This is a genomic window from Paenibacillus aestuarii, from assembly GCF_027789125.1.
Lineage (GTDB): Bacteria > Bacillota > Bacilli > Paenibacillales > NBRC-103111 > Paenibacillus_E > Paenibacillus_E aestuarii.
Window position 1 is genome coordinate 95,933 of sequence record NZ_JAQFVF010000026.1, and the last position, 24,910, is coordinate 120,842.

Sequence of the window (24,910 nt, forward strand, 5' to 3'; positions counted from 1 at the left end):
AATGGAAGGAAGCGTTGAATGCATGCAAGCAAGAGCCAAGATCCAGGTGAATACGAATCAAGTCGGTGCAGATCAAATAAATCCTTATGTATTCGGGCATTTTGTTGAGGATATCCGTGATCATATGGAGGCGATGTTAGCTTATCCGCTTGCGGATATGGATTTTGAGAGTACAGATGTGACCTATCGGGGACTTTCCGGGCGCTGGCGGCCTTATACGAATGGGAAAAGCACGCAATATGCGTTCGAACCTGCGGCTGCGCGTCATTCCGGCCATAGCCAGATGGTCCGTATCTATAGTGATGACGAAGCCTACGCTGGGATCCGTCAGGCCATTGCGGTGAAGCAGGATCTTAACGGCTATGAGCTGGCCCTCTATGCCAGAGCCTCCATCGAAATCAAGTTCGTGATGGCAGAGATTGTGGATTGGAAGAGCGAAGAAGTGCTGGGTTCCGCACGAATCGATATTCGAAGCCACAATTGGCAGCACTATGCGGCGCGAATACCGGTCAGCAGGTCTTGCGAGCAGGCGGAGTTTCGATTATATGTGCCTGCGGAGCATGAACGTTGGCGGGATCATGTATCCACGGGGATGCTATGGCTGGATCATCTCTCGCTGCTTCCTTCGGACAGTGAGGGCAATGTTCGCAAGGAAGTCATGGATATGACCCGGGACCTGAACCCCGGCATGATGCGGCTTGCAGGGAATTATATCAGTGCCTACCATTGGCAGCAGGCTATAGGGCCTGTATATGAGCGTCCTTGCGTGATCAATGAAGCATGGGGCGGCTGGACGAATAAATATTTTGGCACGGATGAGTTTATCCAGTTTTGCCGTGATTTGCAGGTAGAGCCGTTAATCTGTGTGAACGATGGTTCAGGCACACCGCAGGAAGCGGCGGATTGGGTTGAATATTGTAATGGCGGTGCGGATACGCCAATGGGAAAACTACGAGCTGCCAATGGGCACCCTGAACCATACGGGGTGAAGTACTGGGAGATCGGCAACGAAGTCTGGGGAGCGTGGCAGGTCGGGCATTGCAATGCGGAGCAATTCGCAGTACGATACGTGCAATTTGCTCAAGCTATGAAGGCCATTGATCCTGAGATTAAGCTGCTCGCATGCGGACATGTTCAAATGGACTGGAATAAGCCGCTGCTGGAGATGGCTGCAGAGCACATCGATTATTTAACGTTACATTTGTATCACGGGTACAATCGCTTTGGGATGAATGAGAGTACGCCGAAAGTAGAGCGTTACAAAGCGATGCTCTCATATCCGGAATGGACAAGGGAAACCGTAGGCCAATTGCGAGAGCTCTTCCGTTCGACGAGTAGATATGCTCATCTGAAATTGGCGATCACGGAATACAATACGATGTATTATCCGAACACGATCCGTAAAAAGCTCCCCAATGAACATACCCTTGAAGCGGCAGCTGCCAATGCAGCGAATTTGAACGAATTTATTCGCAATAGCGATTTGATTGAGATCGGCAGCTTCTCCGATTTGGTCAACGGCTGGCTTGGCGGCTGTATTCGAGTCGGGGATTACTATGCGGATCAGTTTAGAGGGAAGTCATCGGGCAGGACCGGGCACGCCTTAACCGTTTATGGCACGCCGACTTATTATGTGATGAACATGTATGCCAATAGGGACGTGAGCTATGTGGTGCAAAGCCGTACCGAATGCGGCAGCTTCAAGGTCAACAGCCTGGTGCCAATAGCGCCGCAGTTGGAAGACCTGCCAAATTTGGACGTCGTGGCTTGTATCAATGATGGTGGAGATAAGCTAACCGTATTTATGGTGAATCGCAGCCTCGAAGATACGATAACTGAAGTAGAACTGGGCGAATTTGCCGAGTCGGGTACGGCTCATCTTGTGGAGTTGACAGCGGACCATTATGAATGCATCAATAACGTGCAGCACCCGAATTCCGTCGTTTGTCAAAGTCATGAGGTATCCTTCTTAAGCGCTGTTGTGAGCTGTCAGTTAAAGGGGTCGTCGGTCTATGTATTGGAAGTCACTCGCGATCGGGCATAAAGGATAATAGCATGCTGCGAATGAAGAGGAATTGGATCGTTTTATTGGCGGCGTCTGTTCTGATTTCCGCGATTTTGCTCATACAGCCGAAGCTCGGGGGAAACAAAGTAACGGATAGGGGGGAGCCGGTTTTGCGCCAGACGTATCAGAACCCGTTCACATTAGACCAGCAATGGGAAGATTATGGCATCGGCGATCCCTATGTGCTGCGTTATAATGGGAAGTATTACCTTTACTGCAGCACAAAGGATCGGCGAATCGGGATTAAAGCCTGGAGTTCCGACGATCTTGTGAATTGGCGCTATGAGGGTTTAGTGACGGAGGAGCCTGTCAGCGAGGGTGCTTATGCGCCGGAAGTTGTATATGGGAACGGCTCGTTCTACATGTACACATCGCCGGCGGGCAAAGGACATTACGTGCTGCAAAGCGACAAGCCGACGGGGCCGTTCGTGAAGAAAACGGATAATCTCGGCCTCACGATTGATGGTTCTGTTTTTATTGACGACGATGATCAATGGTATTTCACCCATGCCAAATTTGGCGGCATTATGGCGAGCCTGATGTCCGATCCGTATACAATCGGAGAGGATAAGCAGCTAAACGCCTCCCTCGGGCATTGGACGGAAGGCTCGATGATCATCAAGCGGAATGGGCGTTATTTCATCACCTACACGGGCAATCACGTTTTTAGCAAAGGGTACCGCGTCAATTACGGGGTCAACCATGAATCCCCGCTAGGCACGTATGCCATTCCGGAGAATAACCCGATCCTTATTTCCACTGCCAACGACTTCAATGGTCTTGGACACAGTGCGACGGTTATGGGACCGGATATGGACTCCTATTATATCGTCTACCATAATCTGGTCGGACGTTCGGCGGAGGGGCCTCCGGTGCGAAAGCTGAACATGGACCGACTTGTTTTCAATGGTGATAAAATGTCCGTTCTCGGGCCGACGCACGGGACTCCTCAGGAAGCGCCAAGGATGCCGGAATTCCGCGACGTTCCTGGCGCTGCGCCATCCGGCGAAAAGTGGGAGGCTGGGAGTCAAGCAGGGGGCGGCGAAACGCTGCTAACGCGAACACGCACGGGGGGCTTCTACACGGCCGAGTACAATTTCAGCTTCAATGGTGCTGTGGAAAAGGTCGGGCAGACCTCTTCGATGTATGCCATATTTGCCTATGAAGATGCGGATAATTACCGCATGGCCCGTGTGAATGGAGCAACGATGGAGCTCTCGCTGATCGATCGCGTGAATGGCGCCGAGTCGGTTGTGGTGACGAAGCCGTTGCCCAAGGGGACGGATCTGACGAAGCTCCATACGATCCGTGTTGAGTCAGGCAGCACCGCTACGAGCCTCTATTGGGATGGGCTGCATAAGCTGGAGCAAACCGGGATGGCCGGGAAAGCTGGACGCATCGGATATGGATGGGCGAAAGGGGTGAAACCGGAGCTGCACTATACCGCCTTTTCGAATGAGGCCAACGGCAGCAGTGATAGGGAGGCCATTAAACCGCTGCCCGGGATGTTAGAAGCTGTGCATGGCGTTCGTGAAGGCAACCCTGACATCCGAGCGGGAATAACACCGGATGGCAGTGATGCCGTAGCGTTGTCGAACAAGGGCGACGGTCTCTCTTTTCCGGTAAATCTTCGTGAAGACGGCAGCTATCTGCTCTCGGTGCAGGCGGCCAAATCGTCAGCTGGATCGACCGTGGTGATCGAGACGAACGGGACGACCAGGGAAGTCAAGCTGGACGCTTCATTATTCGCCGGCGATGCGGAGTGGACGAAAGTCCCGCTCGGTGAGTTCACGCTGAAGCAAGGGCCGCAGTGGCTATCCCTGCGCCGAGGGAAAGGCGAGGTCGCGCTACGATACGTCGAAGCGAATCTGGCCGTTCCGTTCAAGGAACCGCTGATCATCAAGCCGAACGCTGTCGGCCTTATCAATCGATTCGGTGGCGATTCCCGTTGGGCTGATTACAACGTAAGCTTTGATGTGACGCTGAAAGAAACGACGACGGAAGAGGCCGGCGTACTCCTGCGGACGACGAACGAGTCCGACTTCCGCGATCAAGTGAAAGATGCGTTCATGGGTTACGCGCTTGCCTTCCATCCGGGCAGCGTCACACTAAGGCGGGTAAGCTACGAACATACAGTGGACGAGGCAACGGCCTCTCTGAGGTTTGAGCCGGGCCAGACACGCAGGGTGACCGTAAAGCTGAGGGGGGCGTCCATTGCGTTATTCATAGGCGATGATAGCGAGCCTATCTTAAGATGGACGGATCCGAATGCGTTTCTTCTTGGCCGAGTCGGTCTGAGTGGTGTATCGACGGCCTGGACGATTTCACCGTTGTCGCTCACGGGCAGTACATAGTCGAAAAGTATTTCCGCAATCGACTCTTCGTGAAGAAACCGAATGTCGAGGGCGTATTTTTCCCGGCATTTGGTGCAGAGTGGGAACTGAAATGGGCGAGTGTGGAATAAGTGGAATAAGCGAAGAGGCGGCCCACATCAGTTACAAGTCAAATAAAAGAGTAGGACCGAACAACCTGGTGCGGGTGGGCGGTCCTACTTTTTTTCTCACTTATCGAATAGCTTTACGATAATCCCCCGGCGTCACGCCTTCATACCGTTTGAAAAAGCGGATAAAGCTGTTCACGTTGTTATAGCCTACTTTCGAAGCAATATCCAAAATCGTTTGCTCTGTTTCCATCAGCATCACCTTGCTGACCTCAAGCCGTTTAATCGTTAAATATTCAAGCATCGTTTTGCCGGTTTCCTGCTTAAACAGTCGGCTCGCATAAGCAGAATTCAAGCTTACCTGCTCGGCGATCATCTCCACGGATAGATCCTGATTGTAATTCGCATCCATATACGTGACGATCGTATCGATATACGTATTCTTCTTCGGCTGCTGCTGCTCTAATGCATGATGAATCGTGACGATCAATCCGCATATCCATTCATGAATCGCTTGAATCGTTTCTTTGGATGCAAGCTCACGAAACAAGTTGTGATTTTTGCCGAAAATCGTCTCCGTATGTCCTTGAAAATGATGCAAATTCCCCAGGAGATCCTCCACAATGAGGTTGTACGTCCGCCAAATAACCTCCTCACTTAGCTTTGGTCGAGATTTCATCTCTACATACAGCTCTTCCAGAATGCCGAGAGCTTCTTTGAGTTGACCTGCTTTCAGGAAGTTATACAGGTGGTTCGTAAAATGAGGAGGCAGATAGAAGTCCTCCTCCACTTCCTGAAGCAAATCCTCGTAACATAACACCGTATTGGTTCCGGCTATGAATTTGGAGCGAATCACTTCGCTTGCTTCTTTGTAGGAGTAAGGGACCTCCATGATTTGCGGATAGGGTCGCCCGATCCCGATGGTGACAGAAATTTTCAATAAGCGGTTGATTACATCCTTAATCTGCTCGCCGATCACCGCAAGCTCGTGCTTCATTTGCTGTGGATCCCCGTCCATATTAATCAATAGCGCGAGTTGATGTTCATCCGATTCCGCTGCAAGCGAGATCCGATTGCTTGCAGCGATCTCTTCGGCAATATTGACCATGGCATATTTATACAAATTTTGGTCGACGGCGGAGTAACTAGTCGCCAGCATGTTGTATTCATCGATTTCAATAAGGACGATGACGTGCTGCGAGAATGGAAACTGAAGATGTAAAAATTCCAGCTTGCTGTTAATTTCATCGACACTGTTATACTTATGATGAATCAATGATAACAAAAACCGTTCGCGCAAAACAGGCAAATTGAGGTGAAACTGTTGTTCCCAGGTTTCATTTTTACGAAAGACATGGTCAAGAATGTGGGAAATCGTTTCAAGCTCGTTCTTTGGCGCGAGGGGCAGCTTGGTTGCATCGTCGCTTTTTTTATTATAAGGAAGCGTTTTCTTAAGCAGGTGTTGAATAGGACTGGCCATTTTTAAAGACATAAAATAGGACAAAATAAGCCCCAATAAGACTAAAACGGTAAAGGCTGCCCAAGCAACGGTGCGAATATAGGAAAGCTTGGAGAACAAATATTGCAAAGGCGTTTCTGTCACGATTGTCCAATGGTTATGCAATGTTTTCACATACGTAATAAGAATCCGTTCACCCTTCTGGTTGACGATGCAGTACCCGATGCTGGAAAGGGCATTGCTGCTCTCCGTGAACAAATGCTGGACATGCTCCGGCTGCAGATCAGCAGCGGTAGAGGCGGAGATGACGTTGCTCTGCGGGTCCAGAATATAAGTGGCGGTGTGCGGATTGCCTTCCATCATTTGAAGTAAGCCGCTCAGCATGGATTCGTGGATGTGTACGGCGAGCAAGCCTTGAACTTCGCTGCGCTGAACAGGCACCTTCAAGACATACGTTACAATTTTATCCAGATCAATACCGTTGGCTTGGCGCGAGCTTAACCAGAAGCCCATTTCTTTGGACGCCAGTCCTTCTTGAACCCAAATATCCGGCATGCTTGACGTATAAGGGCGTGTATAGCCGTTGGAGGCAATGATTAGGTTGGTATCTTTGGCATAAAAATCGATCGACTGAATCGCCTCATTGGCGGAAGAAGCGGTTTTTAAAATATCGCGCGTTTCATTGAGCAGAAACTGGTTCGCTGAATCGTTCAAATAGCTGGCAATCCGGCCGTCGAGTCCGATACGAATCGCAATCGATTGCATCTCTGAGATAGCGTTCTCAATAGAAGCGTTCTTCTGTTTGGACGCATGGATCGTCGCTTGGCTCAATTCATCTTCAAGCGTAGAGACGGTGAAGTTATAAGAAGCATAACTTAACGCAATCAGCGGTAAAAGGATGACGAGAAAATAAGAAATGAAATAAGTCCAAAATACGTTTGGCAGTTCCTTCATGGAGGACTGGAGCTTCGCAAAAGCAAACAATATGTTCACCCGTTTCATTGAAAGTATTCATATTATGACATAAATGAGGGCGTTAATGTAGGCTTGGCGGCCTAAATGAAGCTAAAATAGACCTAAATGTCAGAAATTAATGAGCAATGTTAGGACTTGTTGATACGTAAAGTCATGATTTTTAAGCTTTCGTAGCACATTGAAGATATACGCATGAACGGCGGACATCGATAATGAATGTGTGAACGGAACATGACAATGGGCTTTGACAAAAAGGGAGGAACACAACAATGAAGATGAAAAAGACGGCATATCTAACGCTATCCGCCGTATTGCTGGTCGGTGCGCTGACCGCATGCGGATCCAACTCGGACAAATCTCAAGAAGCAAGTGCAACAGCGGATGCAGGAAAAAGCGGTGATCCGATAAAATTAACGTTTGCGTCATGGAGTATTAGTGAAGCGGCAACCAAAGGCGCTTTGGAAGAAATGGTGAAAAATTACGAAGCAAAAAATCCAAATGTCAAAATCGAGTTTGTAGGCATTCCTTTCTCCGATATCAAACAGCAAACATTCGTCATGGCGTCGACCGGCAATGCTCCGGATATTATTCAAACATTTCCGGCTTGGTTCGGCTCTTATGCTGCTTCCGATATTATTACGCCTCTCGATGATCTCATGGGCAAGGCGTATGTGGATGATTTAATGCCGAGCTTCAAGGAGGACTTTTCCTACAACGGCAAGTTGATGGGCGTGCCTTGGGCACCTACGCCATACATTCTCTACTATAATAAGGAAATCTTCAAAAAAGCGGGGCTGCCGGACAAAGCGCCTGCAACGATGGATGAGCTGCTGAAGGATGCCAAACTCATTTCTAACCTGAAAACAGATAGCGGTCAAAAAATTTACGGCTTCGGCGAACCAACCGATAAGCTGGCTATTAACGGTGAGATTGCCATGCGGAATCTGTACAGCTTTGGCGGCTCCATTCTTGGAAGTGACGGCAAAGTGAATGCGAATACGCCACAGATGGTCAGTACGCTCAACTACTATAAAGGTTTGGTGAAGGATGGCGTCGGTCCGTCCGGCGCGAAGCTGAAAGATCTTCGCAATCTATTCTCGATCGGCCAGCTAGGCATGTATGTAGACGGCAATTATGGCAAAGCTGTGTTCCGTAATTTGAGTGGAAAAGGCGAAGCGTTTGACCAAGTCTGGGGAGCGGCACCGATCCCTGCAGGAGCAACCGGCAAAAGCGTGTCCATCGGCGAAGCGCACGGTTTGGTCATTTCCGCTGACTCCAAGCACAAGCAAGCTGCTGCCGATTTCATTAAATATTTGACAGATAAAGATGCGATCTCCATTTATCACAAACAAAATGACGTCATCTCTGCGCGCAAATCGTTGAGCTCCATGTTCACGGAAAGCGAATTTGATAAAGTGCTGATGCAACAAATGAACAACATTCAACCGCTGCCAAAAAATCACCCGGGCATGGAACAAGCCTACATCGATATGGCCGATGCGCTGCTGAAAGTCTCGACCGACACCGCTACGCCGGAGAAAGCTGCGGAGGAGCTTGATGCGAAGTTAAAAACATCCTTGAAATAAACATAAATGGCCGGTGGGAAATCCCTTTCAGGGATTTTTTCGCTACCGGATAGGAGTGAACCTAGATGAGAGGAAGAAGGCTTTCCGAACTGGCGAAAGACCGTATATTTTTACTTGTGCTGATTATACCGGCGGTCGTCATGCTCCTTTTCACGATCGGCATTCCGATTGTGAAATCGATTTCGATGAGCTTTTTCAAAGTGTCGCTGCTGAGCATGAAGAGTCAGCCGTGGAACAACTTTGCCAACTACAAAGAAATATTGCAGGACGGAGAATTTTTCTCAGCCCTTTTCGTGACCTTAAAGTATGTACTTTGCATCGTCAGTATCCAGTTTGTGCTGGGTGTGTCGCTGGCGCTTATTCTGAACAGCTCGATCCGTTTTAAAAAGTTTTTCCGCACCCTCATCCTCATTCCGTGGATCGTGCCGACCATCGTTTCGGCGCTGCTCTGGATGTGGCTATTCCAGCCGCAATACGGCTTGATGAACTATGTGCTGCAGCAGCTTCACATCATCGACAAGCCCCAGGAATGGTTAACGAACATGGATCTCGCTCTGCCGGCCGTGATTGTAACGGCACTCTGGCGTCAACTACCGTTTATGAGTACGATGCTGCTCGCAGGCATGCAGGGCATCTCCGAAGACATGTACGAGGCGGCGCGAATTGACGGCGCGAACCGCAGGCAGATCTTATTTAACATTACGCTGCCATTGCTAAAAAACAACATCAAGACGATTACGTTAATTTCGATCATCGAAAACTTCAAAATGTTCCCGCTCTTCTGGATTATGACTGGCGGGGGACCGCTGAACAAGACGACAACACTGGCGATTTACAGCTATAAAGCAGCTTTCGTCCAGATGAATTTAGGGAAGGGTGCAGCAATAGGCGCGCTATGGCTCATTATTATGGTGCTCATTTCCAGCCTTTATAACAAGCTGTTTGCTTTGGGAGAAGATGCACCGGCACCTGGAAAGGGGAAGAAGAAACATGCACAAATCAGCTCCATTACATCGAAGCAAGCTGGCTAATCTCGGACCGTATGCCGGATTGCTGCTTTTCGTTCTCTTCCTTATCTTTCCGCTGTACTGGATGTTTGTGACTTCGTTCAAAGACAATTCCGTGCTGTTCCGGATTCCGCCGGAATGGATACCGAATAAGCCTGTCCTTGAGCATTATATCAAGCTCTTTGCTGACAATTACTTCGTTATTTATTACCGCAACAGCTTGCTGGTCAGCGGCTGCACGACATTGATTACGCTGCTTGTAGCCATGTTTGCCGGCTACGGCTTTTCCAGGTTCCATTTTAAATTTAAAAATGCACTCATGTTCGCCATCTTATCCACGCAGATGCTGCCGGTCGTTTCGCTCCTGATCGCGCTTTATGCGATGTACAAATCGTATGGCCTGCTTAACACGCATGCAGGTTTAGTTATTGCATTAACAACAGCTTCGCTGCCATTCTCAATCTGGATGATTAAAGTATTTTTTGATAACATTCCGCTTTCGCTCGAAGAAGCCGCCAAGATCGATGGCTGCAGCCGGTTCGGCATTCTGTTCCGCATTATATTTCCGCTGTCAAAGCCGGGGATATTCTCCGTAGGCATCTATACGTTCATTCTTTCGTGGGACGATTTGCTATATTCATTAACCCTCATAAATAAGGATAACTTGCGTACGCTAAATCCAGGTATATCGATCCGGTATATGGGAGAAGTGGCCTATGACTGGGCCAATATCATGACGGTGTGCGTGACGGCGACGATTCCGATTGTTATTTTGTTCTTGTTTTTTCAAAAGTATATGGTGGCTGGTTTGACAGCCGGTGCTGTCAAAGAGTAAGCCGCAGCTTGAAGTGCTCCCGTTATCCTGCTTGCGGGCTTTAACGGGAAATATGGAGCTCGAATCAAGGGAGCAGGTGCATCGTCCGCAGCTGTTCCCTTTTTGTCATGAAGCTGCAACAAATAAAAGGATTTCACGGCACGCTTGTCTAATTCCTTTAATTGCAAATATATATGCCTAGGAGGAAGAATGGAAACTCAACTGAATTATAACGAAGTATTCGCTAATTCTTTTAAGTACGCTCCCATAGGTATGGCAGTAGCATCAAAGGATGGAAAGTGGTTGGAGGTCAATGAAGCGTTTTGTCAAATTATGGGTTTTGTGGAGTCGGAACTGTTGAACATGACCTATCAGGACATCACACATCCTGATGATTTAAACATGTCTATGAACGTCATAGACCAATTACTAGGCGATAAACTGGAATCGTATCAAATGGAGAAAAGATATATTCATAAAAGCGGTTATATGATAAAGGCGTTGTTAGTGTTGTCTATCGTCAGAGATGAGCGAAGACAGCCTCTTTTTTTTATTGCCCAAATCAAAGAGACGACATGCAGTAATTTCGCTAAAAATGAACTTAAAATAAAAGCCACGCAATTGGCCTCTTTTATCGAACATAATGCGGATGCGATTTGGATGATGGATTGTGAGGATACCATTTTAGCGGTGAATCCGGCGTTTGAAACGCTGTTTGGCTGGTCTGCCGACGAAATTAAAGGCGAGAAGCTGCCTATGATTCCTGATTTCCTGCAGGCAGCGATGGAACAGACCCATCAACGCATCAAAGCAGGGGAAACCATTGTCGGTTTTGAAACCATCCGCCAGCGAAAAGATGGCCAGCTGCTTGATGTAGAGGCGACTCTGTCCCCACTCCGCGACCATGATGGAACGATCCTCGGGATTACCGGGATCTGTCGTGATGTAACGGCGAGAAAGCGGGCGGAACAAGAGCTTCATGCCAAAACCCAACAGTTAGAATCCTTCATAGAAAATAATGCGGATGCGATTTGGATGATTAATAACGAAGGTATTATTTTAGAAGTGAATCCGGCGTTTGAAACGCTGTTTGGCTGGTCTGCTGAGGAAATTAAAGGTAAGAGGTTACCTATGATTCCCGATTCCCTGCAGGAAGCGATGGAACGAACTCATCAACGCATCCAAGAGGGAGAAACCATTGTCGGCTTTGCAACCGTCCGCCAGCGCAAAGACGGCCAGCTGCTTGATGTCGAAGCGACGCTTTCCCCACTTCGGGACCATCATGGGACGATTATTGGAATTACGGGGATCTGTCGGGACGTCACAGCCAGAAAACGTGCGACACAGGAGCTTCGTGCTAAAACCCAACAGTTGGAATCCTTTATCGAAAATAATGCCGATACCATTATCGTTTTTAACAATGATTGCCAGGTCCAAAGAGTTAATTTAGCATTTGAGAAGGTTTTTGGATGGAAGAAAGAAGAAGTGCTTGGCCTGGACATCCATAACCTTCCTATCATTCCTGCTGAAGGCATTGAAGAAATGAAACGTAGGTATGACAAAGTATCACAAGGCCAATCCATCGTCGGCATTGAAACGGTGCGCAAACGAAAAAACGGAGAGTCTGTTTTCGTCATTTTGACGGCTTCACCTACCCATGACAGTAAAGGCAACCAGAACGGCTGGGCAGTGACTATGCGGGATATCACCGGTTGGAAAATGGCACAAGAACATATGAACAATTCGGAGAAGTTATCTGTCGCCGGACAATTGGCAGCCGGAATCGCTCATGAGATCCGAAATCCGATTACTTCTATTAAAGGTTTTATCCAACTGATGAAATCAGGATTTGGGGAGAAACAAAAGTATTTCGACATCATGGCTTCCGAAATCAATAGAATTGAAATGATACTTAGTGAGTTATTAATTCTTGCCAAACCGCAATCCGTGAAGTATGAGAAAAAAGACATCTGTGTGCTGCTTCATCAAGTGATCACGCTATTAGACACACAAGCCATCCTTAATAATGTGCAGTTTAAAACAGAATTTACCCCGGGTTCTGCCCAGATCTACTGTGATGAAAATCAATTGAAGCAGGTGTTTATTAACTTTATTAAAAATGCAATCGAAGCAATGCCTAAAGGTGGGGAAATCAGAATTCAAATCAGCAACGATGAGAATCAACAATTGCGGATTCGACTCATCGATGAAGGGTGCGGCATTCCGAAAGACGTCCTTTCGAAGTTAGGGCAACCTTTCTATACAACCAAAGAAAAAGGAACTGGATTAGGCTTTATGGTGAGTAAAAAAATTATCGAAAATCACGCCGGTCACATTCATGTTGAAAGTGAAGTGAACCAAGGAACTAAAATTGAAATCACTTTGCCCGTGTTAGGTTAGTGGCATGTTCCGGGAGAGCAATCAACGGCAGCTGCACCCGCATTGACTAGAAGCACTATTTTACAAAACCAATAAGTACAGGCAGTACAAGAAATGAACCTAATGTGGTCCATAAGATGCATTTCGATACCAATTTGGGTGAAGCATTGAATCTCTCTGCTAAGACGACCGCATTCACGGCAACAGGCATGGAAGATAGAATGAAGAGCACCGCATATAGAATGCCTTGTACGTGCAAGACAAACAAGCAAAAACAAGCGATCAATGGGGAAATCACCATGCGAATGGTAAGACCCGTCCAAAAGCCGGCGTTGACTTGTCGGTCCAGTTCAGCATTTTTTACACCTATCATTTGTGCACCCAGTATAGCCAAGACGACTGGAGAGTATGCTCCTGCGACCATGGCTACGCCCGTTTGAATGCCAGCGGGGAGATGCAGGTCAAATAACCGCAATAGTGCAGCTAGTATGGCCATATAGATAGCAGGCAGTGAGAACACGGATTTCACCGCATTTTGGAAGGAAAACTGTGAGCGTGCCGCAAAATAGACGCCAATTGTATTCACGATTACCATTTGGATGACGACGTAAATGGAGGCTTTATCCAATCCCAGCTTACCTAAAGCAAGGAGCACAAGCGGAAGACCGTAGTTCACACTATTGGTCAAGGTCGAGATTAGCGTAAGGCCGGCTTGCTCAGGAGCAGGCAGTTTGAGGAGTTTGGCAGCCACAGTGGCGACGGACCATAGCAAGATCAGATTCAGCAAGCAAAAGCCGACCGTCAAATAGACGTCATCATAGGAAATCTGCGCTGTCGTTAAAGTTTCCAAGATGATGGCCGGGCTTAAAAAATACAAGTAGAGTGTAGTTAAAGGCTTGGTTTCCATATTCGTGAAGCGTTTTAATAGAGCACCTGCAATGACAGGAATAGAAAGCGGTACAATGACTTCAAAAAGCGTACCCAACACCGTCTGAATCATTTGGAAATTTCTCCTTTTATCTTAACTATAGCCTAATCGCAAAAAAGTTGTCTAAGACCAGAAATCAATTTGCTTGATAGATTCTGCCTATAAAATGAGCCAATTTCCGATTTTCATCGCATTGATTCTTTACGCCGTTTGTCACGCTTGTCTTTATTGTTGTGCTGCTGGGTGAAAAATTGACCTTGACGGACTGTCTTGCTTATCGAGAGTCATAAAGCTTAGATCATGGAGTATTGGACCCAGTCTCCTTGAACGCCACCCATGTTATCAAAAAACTTTTGCGCTCGTTTATTATCGGCAGCTGTGATCCAAGACATGTGCGTAAATTGATGCTCCTTAGTATACTTGTGACATTCCCGGAACAGTTGGGCTTCCACTTCAGTGTCCCGAAACGGCTCAAGAACAAAAAGGTCGTTCATTACTGTGTATTTATCTGCCTTCATCGTACTGAATGTAAAGTACAACGTAGCAAAACCAACTAAACGCCCATCTAATAATGCCACGAATTGTACACCTTCTTTTTTCTCGAAAAGCGTTTGAATCAACAAATGAAGTTTTTCAATGTCAGGTTGCGGTTTCTTATAAAAACCAACGATGTACGCATACATGAGCTCGGTTAAACCGTCCAAGTCATCGAATTCAGCATTTCTTATCAATAAAGACATTGTGCAGCCCTCCTCGTTATAATTACATAAATATACAATGTTATGAATTAAAATTCAATTCTAAATCAAAGAACGTCTCTGCTCGCATGATGCGGCGGAGACGTTCTTGTTTGTGTACCGGCGTAGCGGTTCATTTCGCTTCTCTAGCGATAATCTCCCTCAATTTCTTCTGAGAATGCCGGCGATAATAAATGGTCCATATAATGGCAGCGCCAATAAACCCATACATCACAAAATTGGAAAGCGCAAGGAATTGGGTAACGGTCAGCCGGTACACGAGGATTGTCCGCACCAGTGCTTCCCCGAGCAAGGCGATTCCCCAAACCGCCGTCATGAGCCGCATGACAAAGCGGAAGTATTGATATTTCCAATTCGCAGCAAATACCGCCGTTCGCTGGGGATCATTTCCAACAGTAAAGCGCATGGCAAAGTAAAAGATGAGCGGACGCGGCAAGAAGAGCGACCCTAGAAAGATAATACCCATAATCGCGGTTACGAATGATTCGCGAATTAAGAGAAGCTGCTCGCTTCCTCCCATCGTGATCATAAGCAGACCAAGGATAAAGCTGAATAACATAAAGACGGCAAAAACGTCAAGTTTGCGATGTTTCATTAAGCCGTATAAATTATCCAGAAGCGGGATAAGCGTTGCTATGGACAAAGCGCTAATACTCGTCATATGTGAGCGGAGCAGCTCATAAGCAAGAAGAGGCAGTGCGCCATTAATCAGCAGGGTCGTCACGATGCCTCGCACGATATCTTTTTTTGCAGCCGGTCTTACCGATGTTGGGGTGTTCATTAGCTATCATCCTCCAGTGATTTCTATTAAGCTTGATACTGTTCTTCCGTAAACATACCGTGAAAGCCGAAAGGTATATGGTGGGGCACAAGTGCTCTGCCCATTTCCTCCATGCTTTGTGCGTCGAGCAGCAAGAGGAAGGATTGTCCTTGCTTGCCGTCTAGCACGACTGAAAGCAGAACGCCTTCATCTTCCGCCGCAGCGTGAGGATGGGGGACGAAAACCGGTTCGCCGGGATAACAAGCGGATTCGCGCCAAATCTTCGATACCCCCGCATCGATATCAACCTTCACCAATTGGTTGGCGTATTTCTCCGGGTGGACCCGATTGGTTGAGATGCCATAGGCGTAGCGATAGGCACGCCCGCTATTGCTAGAATAGTTCACTGACGGCAAATCTATCGACTCCGGAGAAAGCGTCTCGTAGGACGCGTAAGTGGAATCAGTGGATAACCGGTATCTGCGAAATTGCACCGGATTTCTTTCATATGACTTGTCATTGGTTAATTCATCCACCTGTAAGGTGCCGACGATATTCGCATTGTTGGATGCACACACATCGAGAATCAATCCATCCTTGACCTCAAAGGCGTTGACATGATGGAAGGAGAAGAACGCCTCTGCTTCAAAGGTTTTTACTAGCTGCCCATCCGCTTTGCGAACGACATAAAACTTCGTGCCTTGCGATGGCTTCCATTGAAAATGATCAATAAACGGTTTGCCTCCGGCCATCAACTCAAGCGGATTGGCGACATACGGGTATTCTGCCAAAATCACATAGTTTTGCGTATTCGAAAAGCTATGAATATAAGCCGGCTCGGAGGTCGGTACCGCACACAGCAGTTCGCGCTTTCTGGAAGCGGGAGCGATCGAATATAGGTTGTAGGTGCAGGTTGGCCCGAATTGCACGGTAAAATTCACGTATCTCTTGGAAGCTAAGTCGTAATGGGGATGGGCGGTAGTCAAATGCCCTTGCAAGGCGTCTGGAAAGTCGAAAATGCCTTTCGTCTCCAAACTGTACGGATCAAATTCAATAACTCCCGGTGATTCGGTTAAAGCAACGAATTTGCCATCGATTTTGCTCACATTGACGTTGGTGTTATTGGCACCTTGAACCGGTTTGCCGCCGACTGTAGCGAAGCCCGAACTCATTTCACCGGTAGTCATTGCGAGTTCATAGGCTTTTGTCCGGAGAAAACGGTTCGAATAATAGATGCGTTCATCATAAAATGCGAATTTGTGAATCATGGCCAGGCCGTCAAACCAGTGTGTGTGCCATCCGGAGTCCGTATTGAATTTGGCTGGGCCGTTGCGGAACAAAGATCCGCTTAGCCAAGTAGGGATGCGCCCTTCTATCTGCAGCACGATTCCGGTATTTTCTCTGTCCAGATTTGTAAAACCAAGTTGAAAGAGTTGTTCAGTCATCTTGTTTTAACCTCCACATCATATTCGAGACCGAACACAAACCGACCGTCGGTATCTACCTTCTGATATTCATATTACGTACCAACTGTCGGTCTGTCAATCCTGTTTTCCTCATTTTCAAAAAAATAATATCCATTTTTTACCTTGACGTACCGACCGTTGGTCCGTAGGATTGGAGTTGCATGAAATGAACTTTGAGGGGCTGCATAGGATGAATACAATGAAGACGATAGCCAAGCCGCGGCTTCATTACTTAGACCATTTAAAGGTCGGGCTAACGATGCTGGTGATTGCCCATCATGCAGGTCAGCCTTATGGCGGATCGGGAGGATTTTGGTTTTTTAAAAGCGATCAGACCATCAATCTCGGGCCTTTTTTTGCCGTGAATGCTGCATTCTTTATGTCTTTGTTTTTTCTAATCTCGGGCTATTTTTTGCCGCAGTCCCTAGATCGCAAAGGCGTCGGGCGATTTCTGAAAGACCGGCTCCAACGAATCGGAATCCCGCTTGCCGCAGGTTTTCTTCTCCTTATTCCGGCCATGATGTATGCCTATTATGTAAACTTCAGGCCGTACGGAACCATTTCGTATTGGTCATATCTCCGCGATGTATTCTTTGCCTTTGGGAAGCCTAAACCAGCCGATTGGAGTGGACCTTCTTGGCCTGATGTTCAGTTCGGCCATCTGTGGTTTCTGGAGCATTTGCTTTTTTACGCGGTCATCTATGGATTACTCCGATTGGTCATGAGAAACAGGCGGCCCTTAAGGTTAAGGGAACCACGGCTTATTTCGATTGGCGGCTTGGCGGTACTTGTCGCCCTCTTGACCTTTATTGTGAGAATTGAGTATCCCATTGACAAATGGGTCGGATTCCTTGGGATCATTCAGACGGAGTTCGCGCATGTCCCGCAATATGCCAGTTTCTTCCTGTTGGGGATTCTGGCTTACCGTAACGATTGGTTGACAAAACTTTCAGCACCCATTGGCAGGACGTGTCTGGGTACGGGCCTTTTTTTAGCAGGGCTCTATTACATGGGAAGCTATTTGTACGGGTTTTCGTTTTTCCGTGGTGGAGGGCTGAACGCAGGCTCCTTATTTTATTCCTTCTATGACACGGTTATGTGCTTTGGGCTGTGCATCGGGTTGATCTATGTAGGTCGTGAGCATCTCAATACCAGTCATGCCCTGGGCCGGGAACTGGCTGCAAACGCATTCGCCGTGTATATCATCCACGTTCCTGTGGTTGTGCTTCTGCAGTATGCACTGGTGAATATGGCATGGCCTGTCTTTGTTAAATTTCTGATCGTCAGTTTGGCAGGGACTGCCGGCAGCTTTCTCCTCAGCTGGGGGGTGCTGAGAAGGATTCCTTTTGTTAAGGATATTCTATGATTGAAGAGGATGACCATCGCAAGCTTTCATAGAGGAATAAAAAGGGCTACCCCCTGATAATGGGAGGGTAACCCTTTTTCCATTGGGATGCTTGGTTACTTCGCCTCAGGCGCGACGTCAAAGGCCAGCAGCTGCGTCACCTGCGATGCACCGAAATTGTTGTCCGAAACGAGGACCAGGCTGTCGTGCCCGTTTTGCAGCTTCGGTCCCCAAGCAATGCCTTCCACATTGTCGAGCTTCGGCAGGCCGAGCGTATTGAGATTCAAAATCAGCTTCTTGCTAACTGGCGTAAATTGGCCTGTTTTAAGCGAATCGACGGTATTGACATTGGAGGCCCCAGCGGTATCCGCTTCATAGATGCGAATATAATTGGCATAGCTGCCATCATCAGCTTGGACCCCGGACCGTTCCAGGATGAGGAACTGGTGGTCGTTGACCGCGAGCATTTCCGATACGCCGTTGTCGGCGCTTTTGCCTGCTCCCGGTTTGGCAGGGATGGCATCAATTGGATATGCGTATTGAGCGATGATGTCGCCGCTGCGATTATACTTCGTAATGCGGGAATATGAACCGGCATCAACGGTGGAAATATCGCCATCCTGATATAGCGCAGCTTCCATCGCTGTAAAATAATAGTTGCCGTCAGGGCTAAAGCTGCTTCCCTCCAGGGCAAGGTTGTTGCGGAAGCCTTTCTGCGGGGCGGTGTCGGTGCTTGAATTCATTTGGAATGCGCTTGGAATTTGCACGGATGACAAGTATTTCCCTTTTAACGAGGCTTGATAAATAAAAGGGTTAAATCCAAGGGTACGGTCGCCTTCACTTGTATACCAGATCGAGTTGTTGTGCGGATCGAAACGAATCGATTCCAGGTCGGGGACGATCCCTTTTTGGTTAGCCGTAAAATCCTTTTTGTTTGGAAACGTAGTGCCGTCTTGCTGTTTGAATGGTGTCATACCCGTAAGCTCGATGTTGTAGAAGCTCTTGGTATCATATTTAAGCTTCGCGGTGTAGAATCGGGCCGGGGCGTTGTCCGAGCGATCGTCACTGATGAGGATCCACTGATGCGTACGAGGGCTGTAATCGATGCCGGATAGTCCGCCGACGAGTGTTTCGTCGAATTTCGCATCATTGGCAATACGTTGTTCGCCGATAAAGGTGAGCTGCCCGACGCTGTGATTCGTTACATGCTTGACTGGCTTAAGCGGGTTAGCGGCCTTGTTCGAATGGCCGTCTGCCGATGCAGCTTGTGTTGTCAAAGGAGTGGCTGCCGTGGCTGCGTATGGAGCAACCATCAACAGACCGGCAACGGCACTTGCGGATACGAGTTTTCTTACCTTCACGTCTTACACCTTCTCTCCCCATCATCTATCTCCTCCATTATAGTGATCTATAATGAAACGGGACAATAGGATCTGACAAAATTTACATAAATTTAACGCGCCGAACAACCAAGCTTGAGGATGCAGTGCTGAGGGTAATTTGAGGGGGTGGATTTGTGAAAATTTGTTGAAATTACACTCTATAGGTTAAAAGTCTTATTCCATTGATGGGTAATTAGTAATAATATAAAAAAGTCATTTCATGAAATATTTGTGATAAAGGCAAATCATAGGAAACTGTGAGACGCAAAGCCAAGGGCCTAACCGCGAAGCAGCGCGAACGGCAGCCGGTTGCCGCAAGGACATCGTGGAGATCACCTATGAACCTTGTCGGAAGGTTCTTTTTTTGCGTTCAATCTTGAGGCGATGATTCGTATGCGCTACAAAGGAGCTGGTCCAAGCTTAATATATCTTTAACACTAAGCTAATGAATACGAACAACTATGCAAGATGATGTGAAAAAGAATTGCGGAATATGCCGAATATTCCCTCCAAAAACCATTAAATAGGGTGTGTGATTATGTTTAAGACGAAAAACTACTTTGGCAAAAACTTAATGTTCTCGATGTTAAATTTGCTGATTATTGGGGTGTTGCTGATTTCAGTCAGCGCTTATTTTCAGAATGAAATTTTGTCCGATACGCTGAAAAAACAGACGCACAATATGACTTCGGTATGGGCGAAGGGGATTTCTTACAAAGACGTTCAAGGAGCCCTAAGCGACAAGCGCTGGGATGCCAGTGAGCAGCAAAGATTAACGAAGGAATTTGACAATTTCTCGGCGTACAACGCGAACGTGGCGCAGGCGTACATCTTCGGAGCAGAGCTGCAAGATGGCAATAAAACCTCTGTAATTGCGTTCCCTACTCACGTTATTAAAGCATTTCAAGAAGCTGGCCTGAATATCGGGGATATGTATGAACAGCCTAAAGGGGTCGCCGATGGCGTAAGAGAAATGCTGAAAACCAAGTCCGAGACCTTCACTTCGTTCTATAACGATGACTATGGCACCTGGCTCAGTGTGCTTTACCCGCTTATTGACGATAACGGGAAGGTAGCCGCCTACTTCGCCGTGGATGTAGACGCGAAGATGATTCCCGAAGCGCAAAAAACATTTATCCGCAGCTCTGTGATCCTGCTGCTGATTGCCTTGGTCATTTGCGGAGGTGCGCAATATTTAGCAGCGAGAAGAACCCTGCTTCCAATTAATCAGCTGGTACAAGGCATTGAACTCGCATCACACGGCAAGTTTAATTTTATGCTGAAGGAGAACGGCAGCTTCGGCGAGTTGAACCGTAAGTTCAATGTCATGCTGGCGAATATTCGCGAAGTATTGACGAGCATCAAACAGACTGCAAACAGTGTATCCGAAGCATCGCAAGAATTGTTCGGAATTACCGAGGATAATCGCCGCAGCATCGAGTTGATTACGACCGAGGTTAAAGATATGAATACGCACGTCAGCCTCCAGAAAAATTCCACGGAAGAATGCGGACGTTCGGTCGAGGAAATTTCCAACTCGCTGAATGTGATTGCTCAGAACGCAAGTCAGGTTGCCTCTGCGTCCCAAGAAATGAAGAGCTTGTCGGAAGTGGGCAACGTCGCTGTTCAAACGATTTCGGATCAGATGGCGCGCATCAATTCCAACTCGATTTCGACCTCCGGCTCGATCAATCTGTTAGAAGCAAAGTCTGAAGAAATCGGCAATATTCTCAGCCTGATCAAAAACATTTCCTCACAAACCGATCTGCTTGCTCTGAATGCGAGCATTGAGGCCGCACGTGCGGGTGAGCACGGCAAAGGCTTCGCGGTTGTAGCGAGTGAAGTTCGCAAGTTAGCGGATCAATCGAAGAATTCGACGATGCAGATCGAAGAGCTCATTGCCGACATTCGCACGGAAACGAGCACAGCGGTTACCTTCGTGACGCGTGGAACGGTGGAAACCGAGAAGGGGCTCGGTATTGCCAAGGAAACCGGAGAGTCTTTCAGCAACATTATGGATGCGACACAATTGGTTTCGGATCAGGTGCTCGACATTTCCTCGGCGACGCAGCAGATGTCAGCCAGCACGGAGCAGGTTACGGCCATGATGAGCGAATTGGCGAGCATTTCCCGCAAGACATCCGACAGCACAAGTAAAATTATGGAAACCGTGCTTACGCAAGAATCGTCGGTGCAAGACGTCAGCAACTTTGCCAGCAAGTTGTCCGGCGTTGCGGAAGAACTGAATTTTATGGTTGGCAAATTCGAGACGGAGATGAAATAACTTCATGATCCAACAGCATTTCCAGCATTTCATGCCTGGCTTGCTGCATGATATAGAGATATCAAAGGAGAGAAACCATGCTTAACCTCATCGATAGGAGTCCGTCTATTTACAGAGAATTGAACAAAACGGATGAACGCTACCCTGAAACGGAAACGATCACCTCTTGCTTTCGACGAGCAGCTACGTTAAACGCCCATAAAGCAGCGATCTCCTTCGGTGACATTGAACTGAGCTACGCCGAACTGGATCATAAAAGCTCCCAGGTTGCGGATATGCTGGCCAAGGCTGGCTGCCGCAAGGGCGATTTTATCGGCATTTATATGGAGCGCAGTCCGGAAACCGTCATTTCTATTTTCGGTGTTTTGCGGCTAGGCGGCACTTATGTGCCGATCGACCCGGAGCACCCGATTGAACGCAATCGATATATTTTAGACAACGCAAGCTGCAAACAGCTCATTATCAAAGATAAATATGCGGAAACCGCTGGAAATTTATCGCTCAGCTTAGGAGTAGGCAGACCGGTTTCGGTTGAGCACTGTTTTGCGGAAGGGGAGGGCGGTTTCGAGGATGCCAGCCTTTCGCCTGACGATTTGGCGTATGTAATTTACACATCCGGCTCTACCGGCAAGCCGAAGGGGACGCTGATCGCTCATAGAGGTGTAGTTAACCTGTGGAATACGTTCACGCAAAGCCTGGGCCTGACGAATGAGGATGTCATCACGCAATTTTCTACGTTCAGCTTCGATGCTTCTATCTTGGATACGTTCAATGGCTTGCTGAGCGGAGCGAAGCTGGTCATTCTGACCAAGGAAGAGCAGCTGACACCTGAACTGTTCCTGGATCTTCTCGAGCGACAGCAGGTTACGCAAATCGGTTGTATTCCGACATCCGTGTTTAACCGATTGGCAGAAGCGACAACGCAGGCCCCTGAGGCCAAGTGGCAGCGAGTCAAAAACATCATTGTCGGCGGAGAAGCGCTGCTCTCCGATCATGTGCGCAAATTCCAGGACAAGTTCGGGACGAAGACAACCATTATGAACGCGTATGGGCCGACAGAGTGCACCGTCATTACGACTACCTATAAGGTTACTGACTATTGGAAAAGTCAATCCGTGAGCGTCCCGATCGGATATCCGATTGGCAATTATAAGCTCTATGTCGTTAAGCCCGACGGTACTTTGGCAGATGTAGGCGAAGAAGGCGAGCTGTACATTGAAACGTTCGCTCTCGCCAAGGGGTATCTGAATCTCCCTGAAAAAACAAACGAAGTCTTCGTAGCTAATCCGTTCAGTACTGAACCCGGCTCCTTCGTGTACAAGTCCGGTGATATCGTCAAGATTTTGCCCGAGGGCAGTATCGAGTTCCAGTACCGCAAGGATGGGCAGCTGAAATTACGGGGCTTCCGGATTGAAATCGGCGAGATCGAGAATGCCTTGTCCAAGCACCCGGCTGTTCTGGATGCAGCCGTTGTGGCCATCAAGGACAATAATGTCGTCAAGCATCTCTCTTGCTTTTATACGGAGAAAAAGGCTGTTTCCAGTGCGGAGCTGCGTGAGCATCTGAAATCTTACGTACCGTACTATATGATTCCAAGCTACTTCTATCATTTGGAGCAAATTCCGCTTTCCCCTACAGGCAAAGTGGACCGCAACAAGCTGATTATGATGGATAACGTCGATCTTGCGGAATCCGACATGCCTTACGAAGCGCCGGTCGGTGACTTGGAACAAGCGATCGCTGCAGTATGGTGCGAAGTGTTGGGTCATACCAAAGTAAGCCGTAATGTGAGCTTCTTCGAAATCGGCGGAGACTCGCTGGCCGTGATGATGGCGCTGTCGCACCTGAAGTTAGACTATCTCAGCTTGCGGATGAATGATCTTTATGAGCACAAAACCGTTCAAGAGCTGGCTATGCACATCTCTACTTTAACGGCCCATTCCGATGAAGAAGATATCGAAATTACCGAGTTCAAAAGCCTTAAGGAGCTGCCGGTTCTTCCGAAGATCGAAGTTCAGGGCAAGGACGGGCTTGGCACCGACATTTTGGTCACCGGCGGAACAGGGTATTTGGGCTCGCATCTGATCTATGAGTTGCTGACCACGACAGAAGCTACGATCCATACCCTTGTTCGTTCGAAAGTGGGGGAGAATGGCATTTCCCGGGTGTGGAGCACGCTGGACACTTACTTTGGTCAGGATTTATTTACCAAGTATACGAATAGGCTGCGAGTGGTTGAAGGTGATTTGGTCAGCAAAAACTTAGGTTTGTCTGCAGACGATTTTCAACGGTTGGCTTCAACAATCACTTCGATCATTCATGCCGGTGCGGATGTTCGCCATTTCGGCAGTGCCGGCGAATTCCAGGCAACGAATGTGATCGGCACGCAAAACCTGCTCCAATTCGTCTACGACAAGCCATCGATTGCCTTCCATTTCATCTCGACCATCGGAATTCCTGAGGATATGGCGGCTGCAGGTATTTGGGAGACGGTCTCCGAGCATGCTGTAGATTTCTTCGATGTGAAATTGGAGAGTGTGTATACAAACAGCAAGCTCCAGGCGGAGAAAGTCGTCGCCGAAGCGATTCAAGCAGGGTTGCCTTGCTCCATTTATCGCGCAGGCAACCTTTCGTGCCATAGTGTGACAGGCCATTTCCAGAAAAATATTAACGAAAACTTCTTCTACCGGATGATCAAAGCTTTCCTTCTCCTGGGCAAGGCCCCATCCGTGAACACACATGTAGATATTACGCCTGTTAACTTTGCTGCCAGCTTCATGGTGGATCTGATGAAACAACGGACGTTAGGTGAAGTCTACCATATTTGCAACCCGGTCCAGGAGCGTTATGAGGCGTTAATCGACGCCCTGACGGCTCAAGGGTATGCGATTGATCTTGTTCCGCTGAAGGAATTTGAGAGATGGGTTCTGCAAGAAGGGAACAAGGTGAGCCAAGAAGGCGTTCAGTTGGCTATGGCTTTGCTGGACGGTGACGGGGTGCGTACTTCGCCGTACAGTTATTCCAGCGAGGCGTCCTTCCGGAAGATGAGCGCAGCTGTCTCCCTGCCAGGTGTTGAAGAGCTAGCAAGTAAATTAGTGGCACATGCCGTCGATCGGGGCTATTTCCCAACGGCTTAAAAGGAATGAATCCCTCTTGTGGGCGCGTAGGATGCAAATTTCTTACGGTCAGGGCAAGAGGGTTTTTTTGTGTCAAGAGTTCCCCTTTCCAAATGGTGTGCATATACTTTGGGATAACTTTTTTG

15 protein-coding genes and 1 riboswitch are annotated in these 24,910 nt (G+C 47.9%); of the genes, 9 read left to right on the forward strand and 6 right to left on the reverse strand.

Translation table 11 applies throughout. The annotated features are described in order from the left end of the window. The first annotated feature begins 22 nt into the window (after nucleotides 1-22). Both O9139_RS11850 and O9139_RS11855 read left to right on the forward strand, forming a co-directional pair. Complete coding sequence (locus tag O9139_RS11850; protein WP_270879682.1) at nucleotides 23-2,044, forward strand: alpha-L-arabinofuranosidase C-terminal domain-containing protein; 2,022 nt, start codon at nucleotides 23-25, stop codon at nucleotides 2,042-2,044. An 11-nt stretch (nucleotides 2,045-2,055) separates the two neighbouring features. After that, nucleotides 2,056-4,419, forward strand: a complete 2,364-nt coding sequence (locus tag O9139_RS11855; RefSeq protein ID WP_270879683.1) for a family 43 glycosylhydrolase — start codon at nucleotides 2,056-2,058, stop codon at nucleotides 4,417-4,419. Nucleotides 4,420-4,629: 210 nt separating this feature from the next. On the opposite strand, the gene O9139_RS11860 is transcribed toward O9139_RS11855, so the two are convergent. Further along, nucleotides 4,630-6,966: a helix-turn-helix domain-containing protein gene (locus tag O9139_RS11860; RefSeq protein ID WP_270879684.1), complete on the reverse strand. Its 2,337-nt coding sequence runs from the start codon at nucleotides 6,964-6,966 to the stop codon at nucleotides 4,630-4,632. Nucleotides 6,967-7,208: 242 nt separating this feature from the next. Between O9139_RS11860 and O9139_RS11865 the strand changes: the two genes are divergently transcribed. From O9139_RS11865 to O9139_RS11880, 4 genes are all read left to right on the forward strand, one after another. Beyond that, complete coding sequence (locus O9139_RS11865; protein WP_270879685.1) at nucleotides 7,209-8,525, forward strand: ABC transporter substrate-binding protein; 1,317 nt, start codon at nucleotides 7,209-7,211, stop codon at nucleotides 8,523-8,525. 65 nt (nucleotides 8,526-8,590) lie between these two features. Further along, nucleotides 8,591-9,556: a carbohydrate ABC transporter permease gene (locus O9139_RS11870; protein WP_270879686.1), complete on the forward strand. Its 966-nt coding sequence runs from the start codon at nucleotides 8,591-8,593 to the stop codon at nucleotides 9,554-9,556. After that, a complete protein-coding gene (locus tag O9139_RS11875; protein ID WP_270879687.1) occupies nucleotides 9,516-10,367 on the forward strand; it encodes a carbohydrate ABC transporter permease in 852 nt (283 codons plus the stop codon). Before O9139_RS11870 ends, O9139_RS11875 begins: the two co-directional genes overlap by 41 nt. Nucleotides 10,368-10,556: 189 nt before the next feature. Beyond that, nucleotides 10,557-12,746, forward strand: a complete 2,190-nt coding sequence (locus tag O9139_RS11880) for a PAS domain S-box protein (protein WP_270879688.1) — start codon at nucleotides 10,557-10,559, stop codon at nucleotides 12,744-12,746. Nucleotides 12,747-12,801: 55 nt separating this feature from the next. Here O9139_RS11880 and O9139_RS11885 read toward each other — a convergent pair whose 3' ends face one another. From O9139_RS11885 to O9139_RS11900, 4 genes are all read right to left on the reverse strand, one after another. After that, entirely contained in the window at nucleotides 12,802-13,725 is a 924-nt protein-coding gene (locus O9139_RS11885; RefSeq protein WP_270879689.1) for an AEC family transporter, read from the reverse strand. 221 nt (nucleotides 13,726-13,946) lie between these two features. Next, nucleotides 13,947-14,393, reverse strand: coding sequence for a GNAT family N-acetyltransferase (locus tag O9139_RS11890; protein WP_270879690.1), 447 nt, complete (start codon nucleotides 14,391-14,393; stop codon nucleotides 13,947-13,949). Between the two features lie 130 nt (nucleotides 14,394-14,523). Next, nucleotides 14,524-15,192: a VC0807 family protein gene (locus tag O9139_RS11895; protein ID WP_270879691.1), complete on the reverse strand. Its 669-nt coding sequence runs from the start codon at nucleotides 15,190-15,192 to the stop codon at nucleotides 14,524-14,526. A 26-nt stretch (nucleotides 15,193-15,218) separates the two neighbouring features. Next, nucleotides 15,219-16,616: a carotenoid oxygenase family protein gene (locus O9139_RS11900; protein WP_270879692.1), complete on the reverse strand. Its 1,398-nt coding sequence runs from the start codon at nucleotides 16,614-16,616 to the stop codon at nucleotides 15,219-15,221. Nucleotides 16,617-16,827: 211 nt separating this feature from the next. On the opposite strand from O9139_RS11900, the gene O9139_RS11905 reads away from it, so the two are divergent. Then, a complete protein-coding gene (locus O9139_RS11905) occupies nucleotides 16,828-18,003 on the forward strand; it encodes an acyltransferase family protein (RefSeq protein ID WP_270879693.1) in 1,176 nt (391 codons plus the stop codon). A gap of 95 nt (nucleotides 18,004-18,098) precedes the next feature. Here O9139_RS11905 and O9139_RS11910 read toward each other — a convergent pair whose 3' ends face one another. After that, the gene (locus O9139_RS11910) at nucleotides 18,099-19,343 is read right to left on the reverse strand and encodes an esterase-like activity of phytase family protein (RefSeq protein ID WP_270879694.1); all 1,245 of its coding nucleotides are present in this window, start codon (nucleotides 19,341-19,343) and stop codon (nucleotides 18,099-18,101) included. Between the two features lie 250 nt (nucleotides 19,344-19,593). Further along, nucleotides 19,594-19,681: riboswitch (cyclic di-GMP riboswitch) on the forward strand. A 221-nt stretch (nucleotides 19,682-19,902) separates the two neighbouring features. On the opposite strand from O9139_RS11910, the gene O9139_RS11915 reads away from it, so the two are divergent. Then, a complete protein-coding gene (locus O9139_RS11915) occupies nucleotides 19,903-21,648 on the forward strand; it encodes a methyl-accepting chemotaxis protein (protein ID WP_270879695.1) in 1,746 nt (581 codons plus the stop codon). Between the two features lie 77 nt (nucleotides 21,649-21,725). After that, nucleotides 21,726-24,785: an amino acid adenylation domain-containing protein gene (locus O9139_RS11920; protein WP_270879696.1), complete on the forward strand. Its 3,060-nt coding sequence runs from the start codon at nucleotides 21,726-21,728 to the stop codon at nucleotides 24,783-24,785. Nucleotides 24,786-24,910 lie beyond the last annotated feature (125 nt).

Bases quoted from the DNA above. Each gene is read 5' to 3' on its own strand.
- O9139_RS11850 (WP_270879682.1), top strand. From the start codon at position 23: ATGCAAGCAAGAGCCAAGATCCAGGTGAATACGAATCAAGTCGGTGCA.
- O9139_RS11855 (WP_270879683.1), top strand. From the start codon at position 2,056: ATGCTGCGAATGAAGAGGAATTGGATCGTTTTATTGGCGGCGTCTGTT.
- O9139_RS11860 (WP_270879684.1), bottom strand. From the start codon at position 6,966: ATGAAACGGGTGAACATATTGTTTGCTTTTGCGAAGCTCCAGTCCTCC.
- O9139_RS11865 (WP_270879685.1), top strand. From the start codon at position 7,209: ATGAAGATGAAAAAGACGGCATATCTAACGCTATCCGCCGTATTGCTG.
- O9139_RS11870 (WP_270879686.1), top strand. From the start codon at position 8,591: ATGAGAGGAAGAAGGCTTTCCGAACTGGCGAAAGACCGTATATTTTTA.
- O9139_RS11875 (WP_270879687.1), top strand. From the start codon at position 9,516: ATGCACAAATCAGCTCCATTACATCGAAGCAAGCTGGCTAATCTCGGA.
- O9139_RS11880 (WP_270879688.1), top strand. From the start codon at position 10,557: ATGGAAACTCAACTGAATTATAACGAAGTATTCGCTAATTCTTTTAAG.
- O9139_RS11885 (WP_270879689.1), bottom strand. From the start codon at position 13,725: ATGATTCAGACGGTGTTGGGTACGCTTTTTGAAGTCATTGTACCGCTT.
- O9139_RS11890 (WP_270879690.1), bottom strand. From the start codon at position 14,393: ATGTCTTTATTGATAAGAAATGCTGAATTCGATGACTTGGACGGTTTA.
- O9139_RS11895 (WP_270879691.1), bottom strand. From the start codon at position 15,192: ATGAACACCCCAACATCGGTAAGACCGGCTGCAAAAAAAGATATCGTG.
- O9139_RS11900 (WP_270879692.1), bottom strand. From the start codon at position 16,616: ATGACTGAACAACTCTTTCAACTTGGTTTTACAAATCTGGACAGAGAA.
- O9139_RS11905 (WP_270879693.1), top strand. From the start codon at position 16,828: ATGAATACAATGAAGACGATAGCCAAGCCGCGGCTTCATTACTTAGAC.
- O9139_RS11915 (WP_270879695.1), top strand. From the start codon at position 19,903: ATGTTTAAGACGAAAAACTACTTTGGCAAAAACTTAATGTTCTCGATG.
- O9139_RS11920 (WP_270879696.1), top strand. From the start codon at position 21,726: ATGCTTAACCTCATCGATAGGAGTCCGTCTATTTACAGAGAATTGAAC.